Raw genomic sequence first — 14893 nt, 5'->3', positions numbered from 1 at the left:
GTATCATACCTCTTCGGAATGGCGGGCAATCACAGCTTCGGCCTCTGGAAGCGCTTGCGGCGTTCCCACCGTAATCCATTCGCCATCCATGACGAGACCGAAAAGCCGGCCCTGAGCAATCGCCCTGTCAAAGTAGATATTCAGATTGAAAGCATCGTCCGGGGCGTCCTCAAGCAGCGAGGAATGCAGCACGATCGCGCCGGCATAGACCACTGGGTTGTCGCCATCGACATACCGGCTCAGCCGTCCGTCCTGATCGAGCTGAAAGTCCTTCTTGCCGTTATGGCCGGTCGTGCGTTCCAGCGGCACGCAGAGCAGCGCCATGTCCATCCGCTCGGGATCGAAGAATCCGGCTAATTTCTGCAGGTTGGTGGGCGAGCCTCTTTTCTCGCCGATCCAGAAAAGATCGGCATTCATCACATAGGTGATGCCGGGAGGAAGCAGCGAGAGCCCCTTCTTCAACCCGCCGCCGGAATTCATCAGCTGGGTGCGCTCGTCGGAAATGATGATGTCGAGCCGCGGATAGGCGGCAAGATGCGCCTCCATCCGGTCAGCGAAATGATGCACGTTAACGACGGCGCGCAAAACACCCGCATCCGCCAGCGCATCGAGCCCGTAATCGATCATCGGTTTTCCCGCGACCGGCACCAGCGGTTTCGGCATCGTATCGGTGATCGGCCTCAGGCGCGTGCCAAGCCCGGCGGCAAGCACGACGGCCTGCGTGAGTGGAACCAAAGTCATCATCGAAGCCGTATTTATGATTCGGAAAAGTCTATTCCAGCCCGTGCGCACCAATCGCGCAAGGGGGCGAGCGTCTCATGGGCAAGCGCCGTGGAAAGATGACGCAATGTGCGCGGCATGTGCTGAATATATTGCGGCTTGCCGTCGCGTTCTTTCAATCGCACCCACAGACCGCCAAGCTTGCAGTTGCGCTGCGCCGCCATGATCGCCCAGGATTTTAGGAAAGATGCTTCATCGAAATCACCCAGCGAGCGGCGCAGCGTCAGGTAGTCGATCATCATCTGGTCGGCGAGCGCCTTGGGAATATCGACGCGCGCGTCCTGCACGATCGAGGCAAGATCGTAAGCCGTCGGCCCGATCATCGCATCCTGAAAATCGATCAGCCCGACGCGGCGCACACCGGCCTGCTCCGGTTGCCAGATGATATTGGGCGAATGGAAATCCCGCAGCAGCAGGTTCTTTTCGGCGCTTGCCAGCTCGCCGATCAACCCGTCCCAGATCGCAAGATAATCCTGCCGCTCTTCCTCGCTCGGCTGTTCACCGCGCTTCCACGGCAGATACCAGTCGAGAAGCAGCCGGGCCTCCATCTTCATCGCGGTCGGATCGAAATCCGGCACGTGATGGGTGGGGCCGCCTTCGATCGGCAGATCCTGCTGCATCGCGTGGCTGTGCAGATATGCGAGACAGACGACGCTTTCGCGATAACGATCCGCGATCGGCCTGCCGTCTTCATCCAGCACGCCTTCCTGGCCGAGATCTTCGATGAGCAATATGCCCTGGTCGTAATCGACATGCAGCACTTCCGGCGCCGTCAGGCCGATGCCGCGCAGATATTGCGAGATCGCCACGAAAGGATAGGCATCCTCGGCAATATGGGCGACCTTGGGATAGGGCTTGCCATCAAGCACCGGCGGACCTTCCGGCCGCTTCGGCCAGTCCATCAGGACAAGGATTTCGCCAGTCGCGGTCTCCACACTTTCATAAGCCCGCATCGAGGCGTCGCCGGTCAGGAACCGCCGGGTCGCACCGGCATAGCCGTGTAATTTGAGAAATTCGCGGATCGCCAGCACGCGGTGGATGCGCGAAAGGGCAGGGGGCGGTGCGGTGATCGTCACCCGGCGTCCCGCGCCCTCATGCTCCAACTTCATCACGATCCGGTCGGCGGGCAGAAGATCGCCGGCCATTTCCGGCCATTCGACAAGGCAGATGCCGGATGACAGCGCTTCGTCGAAACCGAGTTCGTCCAGCTCGGAAGAATCTCCCAGCCGATAGAGATCGAAATGCGCGACCGGAATGCGTAGCTCGTCATAGGACTGCACGAGCGTAAAGGTTGGGCTCGGCACCTCCAGATCGGTGTCATCGGCCACCGCACGGATCAGCGCCCGGGCAAAAGTCGATTTACCGGCGCCGAGATCGCCCGAAAGCGCCACGCAATCCCCCGGTTTCAGCGCCAGCGCCAGATCCTCGCCGAACTCTATCGTGTCCCGCTCACCGGCAAGGATCAGCGTCAGCGACTGGCCGTCACTCATTCGGCCGCGACCGAGTGGAATGAGGCATTGGCCGGAATGCGGCAGGTAACCGTGGTGCCTTCACCGGCCCGGCTGTCGATCACAACGTCGCCATTATGCAGGTGGACAAAGCTTTCGACAATCGAAAGGCCGAGGCCCGCACCGCTACGCTTGCCATCCTTGGCCTGTGCCTTGAAGCGGTCGAACACGGTTTTGAGCATGTCCGGAGGAATGCCGGGGCCGCGGTCTCGCACCGAGAAGAACACGTTTGCCGCATCGCGCCAGCAATTCAGCGTGATCGTCGAATTCTCCGGCGAAAAGTTCGTCGCATTTGTCAGAAGCTTGATCAGGATCTGCTTCAGCCGCTGCTGGTCGGCCACGATCGTGCCCATGCCGGCGGGTGCTACGATTTCCAGCGTCATGTTGTTTTCCTGCAGCCGGTCGGCGATCTGCATCGCCACGTCGTCCAGCAGGTCCTCGATCGCCAGCTCGGAATAGTTCAGCTCCATGATCCCGGCATCGACGGTCGCGAGATCGAGAATGTCGTTGACGATGGTCAGCAGAACCGAAGACGAAGTCGAGATATGATCGATATATTCGGCCTGCCGGTCGTTCAGCGTGCCGATACCGGGCGTCTTTAAGAGATCGGTAAAGCCGATGATATTGGTCAGCGGCGAACGCAGCTCGTAGGAAACGTGCTGGACGAAATCGTTCTTCAGCTCGTCGGCCTTGCGCAGCGCCTCGTTCTTTTCCTTCAGCGCCTTTTCCGCCTGCACGCTGGCCGTCTTGTCGACAAAGGTCAGCATCGTCTGCGCGTTCGGCAGCGGCGTGACCGCATAGTCGAGGATCAGGCCGGAATAGAGCTCGAATGTGCCGTCGAGCGTCGGTCTCTCGTCATCGAAAGCGGTAAGCGCCTGGGCAAACCTGCGCCAGCCATCAGGCTCGGCATAGGAAGAAGCGCATGCAGCTTCGATCGTCTTGATATGGGTGCCGGGTTCCGCCTGCTCGGCGGTAATGCCCCAGAGCGCCCGGAAGGCCGGGTTGGACAGTCGGATGCGGCCATCGGGACCGAACACCGCAACACCTTCGGTCAGATGGTCGATGGTTTCGCCCTGGACCTGGACCAGCGTATTGTAACGGGCTTCGAGATCCACCTGTTCGGTGAGGTTTTCGAAGACCCAGGTTGCGCCGCCTTGCGGGTGGGCTGTGGCGATGACGCGCAGCGTCTGGCCGTTCGGCAGATGCCAGGTATCGGTCTTGGTATCGAGCGACTGGTAGACGGCAAGCGCCGTGTCCTTCCAGTTCCGCCAGTTCAGCTGTTCCGGCAGTTTGCCGTTGGTGCGCAGCTTGTCCAGTAGTTCGCTATTGTCCGGCTTCGATTCCAGGAACGGCAGGTCCAGATCCCAGAGCTGCATGAAGGCCTGATTGTAGAATTGCAGGCGGCGCTTGCTGTCGAAGATCGCCACCGGCGTCGCCAGATGGTCGAGCGTTTCGGCATGGCTTTTCAGCGTCCGCTTCAGTTCCTCGCGCACGGCCTCTGCCTCGGACACGTCGATCGCCATGCCGGCCGAACCGTCGGTCGTCACCACATCGACCACATCCAGCACGGTGCGATTGCCGTGAACCACGGTCGAAAGCCGGTCGTGGAAAGGCGATGTGACGGTGGCCTTGGCCCGGATCATCTCGCGGCTGACGGTGCCGAGCAGTTCGCGGCCTTCTTCCACCGCGCGTGCGGAGCTTACCGCGTCGACGGCCTCGCCATAGGCATGGTTGACCCAGGCAAGCTTGCCCTGACTATCACGGCGCCAGACCGGCTGTTCGATTGTATCCAGCAGCGATTCGAACATCGAGATCGAGCTTCCCAACCGGTCACGCTCGATCTTCAGTTCGGCAAGCTCTGCCCTGAGATTGTTGAGTGCGAGGAAACGCACAAAAGCCTTGCCGCCTGAAACCCGGCCTTGAACTTCAAGAACTTCGTCTCTGGCGGTCTCGATCACCATGTCGAAACTGCGCGCATGGCTCCGGAGTTCGTCGATCGCCTTTTCGAGTTCTGCAGCCGAACCGGGACGAAGCCAGCGGCCGAAGGCGAGGAATTCGCGGTCTGCCTGTGGCGCGCCGGTCTCGACGGGCAGGTGACCGAGGAATTCGGCCTTTGACGAGCCGCTTTCCCACACGACGATCCGCCGGTTCTTGTCGGCGATCAATGCCTCATATTTCGAAATCCGTTGATGCGCTTCCGAAAGCGCACCACGCATTTCTTCTGTCTCGACTTCCATATTGCCGCGCTGACGTACCAGCCAGACGGTGGAAAGAAGGGCAGCGCCCAGCGCGCCCAGAACGACGGAAGAGACGATGACCTGAGCGGAGGAGAATAGCTGTGCTGCCGTTTCTTCCTGCGCAAAGGCAGCAGTCGGCAAGGCGACCAGCGCCGTCCCCGAAAGAAGGGAATGGGCGATCCGCTTAAGCCGGATATAGGTTTTTCTGCCGTATCCGCTATCCGCGAAATACGGGTTTCCAAGTGCGCGTTCGCGCAAGCCAGAAACTGGATCGGCCTGCTTTGACAGGCTCGTTTTTTTTACCGCCATGACCGGTGTGTCTCCGTCCAATTGCCGCTCATCGACAAGACATACCACTTCGCACCTTGCCCGAAGCCGAATGGCCGGAAGGTCGAATCAAGTCCCAAAACAATACGTGTTCGGCAAAGGGGCGGGAAGGGGGAAGGCAAAAAAGAAGCCGCAGCCTTTTGTCAAGACTGCGGCTACAAGATGTTGTGGATTAACCGGCTAGCGATCAGTAGCGGTAGTGGTCTGCCTTGAACGGACCCTGAGCGGACACGCCGATATAGGCAGCCTGCTCATCAGAAAGCGTCGAAAGCTTCACGCCGAGCTTGTCGAGATGCAGGCGCGCGACCTTCTCGTCGAGATGCTTCGGCAGAATGTAGACCTCGTTCCTGTACTCGCCCTGCTTGGTGAACAGTTCGATCTGGGCAAGCGTCTGGTTGGTGAACGAAGCGGACATGACGAAGGACGGGTGACCGGTTGCGTTGCCGAGGTTCAAGAGACGGCCTTCCGAAAGAAGGATCATCCGGTTGCCCTTCGGGAACTCGATCATGTCGACCTGCGGCTTAACGTTGGTCCACTTGAGGTTCTTCAGGGCCGCAACCTGGATCTCGTTGTCGAAGTGGCCGATATTGCCGACGATCGCCATGTCCTTCATCTCGCGCATATGCTCGATGCGGATGACGTCCTTGTTGCCGGTGGTGGTGATGAAGATGTCGGCAGTCGCAACGACGTCTTCGAGCTGCACGACTTCAAAACCGTCCATGGCGGCCTGCAGCGCGCAGATCGGGTCGACTTCGGTGACCTTGACGCGGGCGCCAGCGCCCTGCAGCGAAGCGGCCGAACCCTTGCCCACGTCGCCGTAACCGCAGACGACGGCAACCTTGCCGGCCATCATCACATCGGTGCCGCGGCGAATGCCGTCGACCAGCGATTCCTTGCAGCCATACTTGTTGTCGAACTTCGACTTGGTGACCGAATCGTTGACGTTGATCGCCGGGAAGGGCAGCAGGCCCTTCTTGGAAAGTTCGTAGAGGCGGTGAACGCCGGTCGTCGTTTCTTCGGTCACGCCCTTGATCGCGTCGCGCTGCTTGGTGAACCAGCCCGGCGAAGCCTGAAGACGCTTCTTGATCTGCGCGAACAGGATCTCTTCTTCTTCCGAACCCGGATTGGACATAACATCCTCGCCGGCTTCGGCACGCGCACCGAGCAGGATATACATGGTGGCATCGCCGCCATCGTCGAGGATCATGTTGGAGGTGCCGCCATCGGTCCACTGGAAGATCTTGTCGGTATATTCCCAGTATTCGGTCAGGCTTTCACCCTTGACGGCAAAGACCGGAATGCCGGCTGCAGCGATTGCGGCTGCGGCATGGTCCTGGGTCGAAAAGATGTTGCAAGATGCCCAGCGGATATCGGCACCGAGTTCCTTCAGCGTCTCGATCAAAACAGCCGTCTGGATCGTCATGTGCAGCGAGCCGGAGATGCGCGCGCCCTTCAGCGGCTTGGAAGCACCGAATTCGGAGCGGCAGGACATCAGGCCCGGCATTTCCGTCTCGGCAATGTCGAGTTCCTTGCGGCCATAGGCGGCAAGGTTGATATCCGCGACGATGTAGTCCTTTTCAGTGCTCATAAAGCTCTCCGATACGTTGCATGGCGCTCAAGCCGGGTGGGGACACCCCGCTGGCTCAAAACTCCCAAGCGGTGTAGCAGGCTTCCCGGCCGCTTGCAACGGCGATATAAAGAGGTCTTTATATGTTTATGTGGCGTCTTTAGTCAGGCTTCCTCGCCGAATTTGTTGGCGACCAGCGCCTCGAGTGCGTCGAGCGCTTCTCCGGCCTGAACGCCTTCGGCCGAAACGTCGATGCAACAGCCTGTGCTGGCAGCCAGCATCATCAGGCCCATGATCGACGTGCCGCCGACGCTCATGCCGTCCTTCGAGACGGTAACCTGCGCATCGAAACCTTCGACCATCTGGACGAATTTGGCAGATGCCCGGGCATGCAGTCCGCGCTTGTTGACGATCACGAATTGGCGGGAGGAGGCAGACATCAAGCTTATGGCCTCACTTGCCGCTCAGCACGCGGCTGGCGACGTTGATATATTTACGCCCGGCCTCGGAAGCTTCGGCCAGCGCCTTTTCCATATTGTCCTCGCCGCGAATGCCGGCAAGCTTGATCAGCATCGGCAGGTTGACGCCGGCGATCACTTCGGTCGTGCCGCTTTCCATGACCGAGATCGAAAGATTGGATGGCGTTCCGCCGAACATGTCGGTCAGGATGATGACGCCCTTGCCAGCATTGGCGCGGGCAACAGCATCGACGATGTCCTGCCGACGCTGGTCCATGTCGTCCTCGGGACCGATACAGACGGTTTCGATGAATTTCTGGGGTCCGACGACATGCTCCACCGCATGTCTAAACTCCTCAGCCAGCTTGCCATGGGTGACAAGCACCAGTCCGATCATGAAAATACGCCCCCTGATTTCAAAGCTCGCGGCCCATATCGTAACGCACTGGTGCCGTAAAGCGGCGGGATGCCATCTTCGCCAACTGGAAATGAAGTTCAAGTCAAAAAATCGGGCGTGCCGCTCACCAAAAAGGCGCTTCCTGCCTCCAGGCGGGCATGAGGGCACCGATAACCGCCAGCGGATCGGCCGCCGTATTGGCAATTCTGACAAGCGGCAACTTGCCGAAACCCTCGATCTGCCAATGCTCGTTTTCGGGCGGAAGCCGTTCCGTTCCGGGAGCGGAGACCAGCTGGACTGCAAGGTCGAGAGGAGCCGACTGAATGTGATCCATCGTGATAATGCCGCTACCGCGCAGTTCCATTAGCCCGGTTATGCTCGGTGGGCAGGCGGCAACGATCTGGTTGTCCTGCTGATTGATGAAAACCTGATCGTCGGAGATCAGCGCTGAAAAAGCCCCGGCACGGCGGGCAATAGCAAGGCAGGTAAAGGCCATCATCGATTTGCCGATACCCGATGGGCCGAGAAAGATCAGCCCCCGTTCGCCCACAACAATGGCTGTGCCGTGGACGTTTCGGGTCATGCGGCGTTCCCTGCGGGAAGCGAAAGGGTAAATCGCGCACCGCTGGTCTCTTCGGCTTTTCCTTGCAGGTTTTCCGCCTTCAGGCTGCCGCCATGTGCCTCTGCGATCTGCCGGCTGATCGAAAGCCCAAGGCCGGAATTCTGGCCAAAACTCTCGCCGTCCGGGCGGTCCGTATAGAAACGCTCAAAAATCCGGTCGATATTTTCTGCCTGGATGCCGGGGCCGTTGTCATCGACGGTGATGACCACCTTGTCCTTGTTGCGGGAAAGCCGGATTGAGAGCTTGCCGCCCTTTTCAGGCACGAAGGAACGAGCATTTTCGATCAGGTTGGTGACGATCTGGCCGAGACGCAGGTCGTGGCCGTTGACCACATAGATATGCCGATCGCCACCCTTGTGGTCGATCGTAAGGTCGATCTCGACCGGCTTGCGCCCGCTGCGGATCTGCCGGGAAATATCGACCAGATTGGTCAGCAGCGTCTCCATATCGACAGGCGCGGAATCCGTTCGCGCAAGCTCCGCATCGAGACGTGATGCATCGGAAATATCGCTGATCAGGCGATCGAGCCGGCGCACGTCATGGAAGATGATTTCCGTCAGCCGTCGTTTCGAATCCTCGGATTTCGCCAGCGGCAGTGTTTCGACAGCACTGCGCAACGAGGTCAGCGGGTTTTTAAGCTCGTGGCTTACATCTGCGGCAAAACTCTCGATCGCGTCGATACGGTCGTAAAGCGCATTGGTCATGTCGCGCACCGCGATCGAAAGATTGCCGATTTCGTCCTGGCGATAGGAGAAATCCGGAATTTCCTCACGCTGCTTGGCCCCACGCCGCACGCGGATGGCGGCGGCAGACAGGCGGCGCAGCGGATTTGCGATCGTCGATGACAACAGAAGCGACAGCACGATATTGACCAGCGTTGCGACGCCGAAGACGCGCATGATCGCAAGGCGTTCGGCATGAACGATCTTGTCGATATCGCCAGCCTGTGTCGATAAAAGCAGAACGCCGAGAACCGCCCGGAAGCGCTGGACAGGCACTGCGACGGAAACGATCAGTTCACCGCGTTCGGTAATGCGCACCAGCGCGCCGCGAACGCCGGTCAGTGCATTCATCACTTCCGGATAAATCGAGCCGTCGCCGCCCGGTGCTTCCTTGTAGATCGGCAGGTTGCCCGGCTGCAGCAGCCGGTTGAACATGCCCGACATCCACTCGCTCCAGGTCTGCGTTTCGTTCTCGACCGGCGGCAGGTCGTAGCGAAGAACCTGGCCGCGGGAATAGAGATGCCGCGAATCGAGCAGCAGGTTGGCATCCGCATCGAACAGACGGGCGCGGGTCCGGGTCGGAGAAATCAGCCGGCGCAGCACCGGCGCAACACGCTCGGGATCGATCGGAAAATCGAGATCCTCGTCATTCGGCACCGGTGTGATGCTCTGTCCGGCCTGCAACTCCAGCAGCTTTTCGGGGTCGATGGTGATCGAATTCGTGTCGACCGAAGCCGAGGCCGAAACCGCCGCCGAAATGATCTCGCCCTGGGTCAACAGGCTCTCGACGCGCGCATCGATCAGTCCCTCACGGAACTGGTTGAGGTAAAGAATGCCAGCGACCAGTACCACGGTGGCGGCGATATTGAAGAACAGGATCCGGCGCGTCAGGCTTGAAAACACCGCATGGCCGAACAGCCGGCGAATGATGGTGAACGCATGCGGCCAATGCCGGCGCGCATTGCGCTTGGCCGGTGCCGTTGTGATCGCCTGGTTTTCGAGCAGCCTGTCTGCCACGTTCAATCCTTCCACCGGGTCAATCTACCGCTGACCCGGTCGTGGCTTCAAGTTAACCTGTTGTAACCTATGCCTCAGGCCGCTTCGCGGAAGCGATAACCGACGCCATAAAGCGTTTCGATCATGTCGAAATCGGTGTCAACCATCTTGAACTTCTTGCGCAGCCGCTTGATGTGGCTGTCGATCGTGCGGTCATCGACATAGACCTGCTCGTCATAGGCCGCATCCATCAGCGCGTCGCGGCTCTTCACCACGCCGGGTCGCTGGGCCAGCGAATGGAGGATGAGGAACTCGGTCACCGTCAGGGTCACCGGCTCGCCTTTCCAGGTGCAGGTATGCCGTTCCTGGTCCATTGCCAGTTGCCCGCGTTCCAGCGTCCGCGCGGCGATCTGGTCGGCCGTAGGCTTCAGGCCCGGGGCCTGAAGATCGCGCGTTCCGGCGCGCCGCAATATGGCCTTCACCCGCTCGACCAGCAGTCGCTGCGAGAAAGGCTTGGTGATGAAATCATCGGCCCCCATCTTGAGGCCGAACAATTCGTCGATTTCCTCATCCTTGGAGGTGAGGAAAATGACCGGCAGGTCGGATTTCTGTCGCAGCCGACGAAGAAGCTCCATCCCGTCCATGCGCGGCATCTTGATGTCGAAAATGGCAAGCTGCGGCGGGCGGGCGACCAGACCGTCCAGCGCCGATGCGCCGTCCGTATAGGTCTCGACCTTGTAGCCCTCCGCCTCGAGCGCGATCGACACCGAAGTCAGAATATTCCGGTCATCGTCTACGAGCGCGATTGTCTGCATAAAGTCCATCTCCATTGCCATTTCTTGCGCATCTCCAGGTAATGACGTCTCGCCAATTCCCAGCCCTCGCCATGCGCTTCATGAGGAGAAAGGTGGAACAAATTGTGGCAAAGTTAAAGGGGCGGCAATTTGCTTTCCTTAAGAACAGTTCGGCCAACCGCCGCAAAACTGCCCATTATCAAGCGCATTAAAACGCCTGACTAAACGATTTAAAAAGAAATAAATTTCCTTAAATCGATTAAATAATTGATTTCGTTGATATATTCAAACGGCGCTGCTTGCCGTTTTGAAAAACAGCAACTAGGTTCACGCCTCACAGCCAATCCCGTCAATTGTAACCTGAGGTGAGCGCGTATGGAGCAGCTTGGACTTTATAACCCGGCAAATGGCGTTGCAGCGATCGGCCTCGATAAGGTTTCTCGCGTCAACTACAACCTGTCCGAGGTCGAGCTTTACGAAGAAGCCATTCGCCGCGGCGAAGCCGATCTGACGGCTGATGGTGCCTTGCGCGCGGTTACCGGCCAGCACACCGGCCGTTCGCCGAAGGACAAGTTCGTCGTGCGCGATGCCGTGACCGAAGACAAGATCTGGTGGGACAACAACAAGCCCATGTCTCCGGAGCATTTTGCCGTCTTGAAGGCCGATATGCTGGCCCATGCCGCGGGCAGGGAGCTTTTTGTCCAGGACCTGATCGGCGGCGCCGATGCCGATAACGCGCTCCCCACGCGTGTCGTCACCGAATACGCCTGGCATGCGCTCTTCATCCGCAATCTACTGATCCGCCCGAAGCGTGATACGCTCGGTTCGTTCGAGCAGAAGCTCACCATCATCAACCTGCCGAGTTTCAAGGCAGATCCGGAGCGCCATGGCTGCCGCTCTGAAACCGTGATTGCCTGCGATCTCGAAAACGGCCTCGTGCTGATCGGCGGCACCTCCTATGCCGGTGAAAACAAGAAATCGGTCTTCACCGTCCTCAACTACCTTCTGCCCGCCAAGGGCGTCATGCCGATGCATTGCTCGGCCAATGTCGGCAAGGAAGGCGACACGGCTGTCTTCTTCGGCCTGTCGGGCACCGGCAAGACCACTTTGTCGGCCGATCCGGCCCGCACGCTGATCGGTGATGACGAGCATGGCTGGGGCGAAAACGGCGTCTTCAATTTCGAAGGCGGCTGCTATGCCAAGGCGATCAAGCTATCGGCCGAAGCAGAGCCGGAAATCTATGCCGCGACCCGTCGTTTCGGCACGGTTCTGGAAAACGTCGTTCTCGACGAAAACCGCGTACCCAATTTCGACGACAACTCGCTGACGGAAAACACCCGCAGCGCCTATCCGCTGCATTTCATTCCGAATGCATCGGACACCGGCCTTGCGCCCCATCCTAAGACGATCATCATGCTGACTGCGGACGCTTTCGGCGTCATGCCGCCGATCGCCCGGCTGACGCCGGAACAGGCCATGTATCACTTCCTCTCCGGCTACACCGCCAAGGTTGCCGGCACGGAAAAGGGCGTGACCGAGCCGGAAGCGACCTTCTCCACCTGCTTCGGCGCGCCGTTCATGCCGCGTCACCCAGCAGAATACGGCAACCTCTTGAAGGAACTGATCGCCAAGCACGGCGTCGATTGCTGGCTGGTCAACACCGGCTGGACTGGCGGCGCTTATGGCACCGGCCGCCGCATGCCGATCAAGGCAACCCGTGCGCTTTTGACCTCGGCGCTCAATGGCAGCCTGAAGACTGCCGAGTTCCGCACCGACGCCAATTTCGGCTTTGCCGTTCCGGTCTCGGTCGAAGGTGTCGAGAACGCCATTCTCGATCCGCGCTCGACCTGGGCGGATGGCGCAGCCTACGACAACCAGGCTGCCAAGCTCGTTTCGATGTTCATCAAGAACTTCGAAAAGTTCGAAGCGCATGTCGATGCCAAGGTGAAAGATGCAGCCCCGGGATTGCTGATCGCAGCCGAATAAGCGCAAAACGTGTGATTCACGTGGAACCGTCGGTTGAGGAACACCTGTCCGGCGGTTTTCTTTTGTCCGGCTTTATGGGAAAGATCGCCCAAGTCGATAGAACCAGAAGACCATGGCCAGCAATCCGCTCATCATCAACAGCCGCATCACCATTGCAGGATGGGAACTGACGGAACAGTTCGTTCTGGCGGGCGGCGCCGGCGGCCAGAACGTCAACAAGGTCTCGACCGCCGTCCAACTGTTCTTCGATGTCGTCAACTCACCGTCTCTGCCTGAGCGGGTGAAGACGAATGCCCTGAAGCTTGCCGGAAAACGGGTGTCGAAGGACGGCGTGCTGATGATAGAGGCGAGCCGTTCCCGCAGCCAGGAGCGCAACCGCGAAGAAGCGCGAGAAAAGCTGAAGGAATTGATCCTCGAAGCTGCCAAGCCACCGCCGCCGGTGCGCAAGGCGACGAAACCGACAAAGGGTTCGGTGGAGCGACGGCTTAAGGCGAAATCCGGCCGCTCGGATGTCAAGAAGATGCGCGGCAAGCCGACGGGCGACTGATGGGAGAGGGGCTATGGCGACGTTGCTGAGCGGTATCCGCCATTTTCCAGGCTATCTGGATCGTCCAGCGCAGGAAAATCTGGTCGAGCTTATCCGTCGGATCGTCATCGAAGCACCGCTTTATGTTCCGGTGATGCCCGGCACCGGCAAACCCATGTCGGTCAGGATGACCAATTGCGGATCTCTCGGCTGGGTAACGGACAAGGAGCGCGGTTATCGCTACCAGTCGACCCATCCCGCGACCGGCAGGGCGTGGCCTGACATCCCCGCGGAGTTGATGGAGCTATGGCAAAAACTGGCTGGCTATTCGAAACCGCCCGAGGCCTGCCTTGTGAACTTCTATTCCGACGATGCGAAGATGGGCCTGCATCAGGACAAGGACGAGACGGAGTTTTCCGCGCCGGTCCTGTCGATCTCGCTCGGCAATAGCTGCCTGTTCCGCGTCGGTGGGCTGGACCGCAAGGATCCGACCGGATCGTTCAAGCTGCAGAGCGGCGATATCGTGCTGCTCGGCGGCGAAGGCAGGCTTGCCTATCACGGCGTCGACCGCATCTATCCCGGCACCTCGACGCTTTTGAAAAACGGCGGCCGCATCAATCTCACGCTCCGTCGGGTCAATTCCTGAAGTAAACCCCTTCAGAGCTTCCTGAGCGAGACCGCCTCGATGAAGTGATTGCGGCTCTTGCGCAGGATGATGTCGGCGCGTGGGCGGGTCGGGATAATGTTCTGGCGAAGGTTCTTCAGGTTGATGTTCTGCCAAAGTCCTTCGGCGACAGCCAGAGCCGCATCCGCATCGATCGCCGCATATTTCTTGAAGAACGAGGTCGGATCGCGGAAGGCGGTCTCGCGCAGCTTCATGAACCGCTGCACATACCACTGATGGATCTGCTCTTCGTCCGCATCGATATAGATTGAGAAATCGAAGAAGTCGGACACGATCGGCACGATCTTGCCGTCGGCTGGCAGCGGGCGCGATTGCAGCACGTTGATGCCTTCGAAGATCAGGATGTCCGGGCGATCGACGAGTGTATAGGCATCGGGCAGAACATCATAAGTCAGGTGCGAATATTGCGGCGCCCTGACATTCGGTTCGCCGGCCTTGATTGCCGACAGAAACCGCAGGATCTGGCCGATGTCGTAGCTTTCCGGAAAACCCTTGCGCTGCATCAGGCCTTCGCGCTGCAGTACGGCGTTCGGGTAGAGAAATCCGTCCGTGGTGATCAGGTCCACCTTCGGGCTTGATGGCCAGCGTGCAAGCAGTTCCTTCAGCACACGTGCCGTTGTCGACTTGCCGACCGCGACCGATCCGGCAATGCCGATGATGAAGGGCGTTTTGGAAACGTCGGGCAGGCTCAAAAACCGGTTTCGCTGCCGAAAAAGCTGCTGCGACGCTTCGACATGGGTCGACAGAAGGCGCGACAAAGACAGATAGATCTGCCGCACTTCATCGAGATTGATCGGATCGTCCAGCGAGCGCAGGCGTGAGATTTCGTCGGCGGTCAGCGTCAGCGGCGTATCGGCGCGAAACTTGGCCCATTCATCCGCAGAGAAGTGGTGATAGGGCGAATAATACTCTGTCATCGGGCTGACTTCCGACACTTCGACGGGCTGCGGTGCGCTACTCATGACTTGGGCCGGCTCGCCTTTTCCTGCAGTCCGGACTGCGCGGTCCTGCGTTGAAGTTCGTCCAGCACATCCTGCAATGGAATCCCTGCAATATTCAATACGACTAACAGGTGATAGAGAAGGTCGGCGCTTTCGGAAGTGAGCTCTTTTTTATCCTGGGCAAGCGCGGCAATTACCGTTTCCACCGCTTCTTCGCCAAGCTTCTTGGCGGCCTTGGTCTGGCCTGCGGCAGCAAGTTTCGCCGTCCAGGATTCGTCCGGCGAAGCTTTCGCCCGTGCCGCGACGATCTTTTCGAGATCGCTGAGAGTGAATTCGCTCAAGTCTTT

The 14893-nt window shown here is 59.3% G+C and carries 14 protein-coding genes; 3 read left to right on the top strand and 11 right to left on the bottom strand.

The annotated features are described in order from the left end of the window. Positions 1 to 3: 3 nt before the first annotated feature. The 9 genes from JNB91_RS09450 to JNB91_RS09410 all read right to left on the bottom strand — a co-directional run bounded on the left by JNB91_RS09450 (position 4) and on the right by JNB91_RS09410 (position 10429). Positions 4 to 741, bottom strand: coding sequence for a nucleotidyltransferase family protein (locus tag JNB91_RS09450; protein ID WP_220325269.1), 738 nt, complete (start codon positions 739 to 741; stop codon positions 4 to 6). A 14-nt stretch (positions 742 to 755) separates the two neighbouring features. Then, a complete protein-coding gene (tsaE, locus tag JNB91_RS09445; protein WP_220325268.1) occupies positions 756 to 2270 on the bottom strand; it encodes a tRNA (adenosine(37)-N6)-threonylcarbamoyltransferase complex ATPase subunit type 1 TsaE in 1515 nt (504 codons plus the stop codon). Beyond that, complete coding sequence (locus tag JNB91_RS09440; RefSeq protein ID WP_220325267.1) at positions 2267 to 4834, bottom strand: sensor histidine kinase; 2568 nt, start codon at positions 4832 to 4834, stop codon at positions 2267 to 2269. The genes tsaE and JNB91_RS09440 overlap by 4 nt, the downstream gene beginning before the upstream one ends. A 205-nt stretch (positions 4835 to 5039) precedes the next feature. Further along, positions 5040 to 6440 (bottom strand): adenosylhomocysteinase, encoded by a 1401-nt coding sequence (ahcY, locus tag JNB91_RS09435; RefSeq protein ID WP_220325266.1) that lies wholly within the window; start codon positions 6438 to 6440, stop codon positions 5040 to 5042. A 143-nt stretch (positions 6441 to 6583) separates the two neighbouring features. Continuing rightward, a complete protein-coding gene (locus JNB91_RS09430) occupies positions 6584 to 6859 on the bottom strand; it encodes an HPr family phosphocarrier protein (protein ID WP_220325265.1) in 276 nt (91 codons plus the stop codon). Positions 6860 to 6872: 13 nt separating this feature from the next. After that, positions 6873 to 7274, bottom strand: a complete 402-nt coding sequence (locus tag JNB91_RS09425) for a PTS sugar transporter subunit IIA (RefSeq protein ID WP_112459233.1) — start codon at positions 7272 to 7274, stop codon at positions 6873 to 6875. 124 nt (positions 7275 to 7398) lie between these two features. After that, complete coding sequence (locus JNB91_RS09420; protein WP_220325264.1) at positions 7399 to 7857, bottom strand: HPr kinase/phosphorylase; 459 nt, start codon at positions 7855 to 7857, stop codon at positions 7399 to 7401. Beyond that, positions 7854 to 9623, bottom strand: coding sequence for a stimulus-sensing domain-containing protein (locus JNB91_RS09415; protein ID WP_222857494.1), 1770 nt, complete (start codon positions 9621 to 9623; stop codon positions 7854 to 7856). The genes JNB91_RS09420 and JNB91_RS09415 overlap by 4 nt, the downstream gene beginning before the upstream one ends. 86 nt (positions 9624 to 9709) lie before the next feature. Next, positions 9710 to 10429, bottom strand: a complete 720-nt coding sequence (locus JNB91_RS09410; protein ID WP_220325263.1) for a response regulator transcription factor — start codon at positions 10427 to 10429, stop codon at positions 9710 to 9712. A gap of 354 nt (positions 10430 to 10783) precedes the next feature. Between JNB91_RS09410 and JNB91_RS09405 the strand changes: the two genes are divergently transcribed. The 3 genes from JNB91_RS09405 (at position 10784) to JNB91_RS09395 (ending at position 13566) form a co-directional block, all read left to right on the top strand. Beyond that, positions 10784 to 12394 (top strand): phosphoenolpyruvate carboxykinase, encoded by a 1611-nt coding sequence (locus JNB91_RS09405; protein WP_220325262.1) that lies wholly within the window; start codon positions 10784 to 10786, stop codon positions 12392 to 12394. Positions 12395 to 12506: 112 nt separating this feature from the next. Beyond that, a complete protein-coding gene (gene arfB, locus JNB91_RS09400) occupies positions 12507 to 12941 on the top strand; it encodes an alternative ribosome rescue aminoacyl-tRNA hydrolase ArfB (protein ID WP_220325261.1) in 435 nt (144 codons plus the stop codon). A gap of 13 nt (positions 12942 to 12954) precedes the next feature. Beyond that, entirely contained in the window at positions 12955 to 13566 is a 612-nt protein-coding gene (locus tag JNB91_RS09395; RefSeq protein ID WP_220325260.1) for an alpha-ketoglutarate-dependent dioxygenase AlkB family protein, read from the top strand. A gap of 11 nt (positions 13567 to 13577) precedes the next feature. Here the strand turns inward: JNB91_RS09395 and coaA are convergent, their stop codons facing one another. Both coaA and JNB91_RS09385 read right to left on the bottom strand, forming a co-directional pair. Beyond that, entirely contained in the window at positions 13578 to 14567 is a 990-nt protein-coding gene (gene coaA, locus JNB91_RS09390; protein ID WP_220325259.1) for a type I pantothenate kinase, read from the bottom strand. Continuing rightward, the gene (locus tag JNB91_RS09385) at positions 14564 to 14887 is read right to left on the bottom strand and encodes a phosphoribosyl-ATP diphosphatase (RefSeq protein WP_220325258.1); all 324 of its coding nucleotides are present in this window, start codon (positions 14885 to 14887) and stop codon (positions 14564 to 14566) included. The genes coaA and JNB91_RS09385 overlap by 4 nt, the downstream gene beginning before the upstream one ends. Positions 14888 to 14893: the final 6 nt, after the last annotated feature.

The organism is Aliirhizobium wenxiniae (genome assembly GCF_019511445.1).
In the GTDB taxonomy this organism is placed as follows: Bacteria; Pseudomonadota; Alphaproteobacteria; order Rhizobiales; family Rhizobiaceae; genus Neorhizobium; species Neorhizobium wenxiniae_A.
Note: the sequence above shows the minus strand (reverse complement) of the source record. Positions and strands in the feature narration are given on the sequence as shown.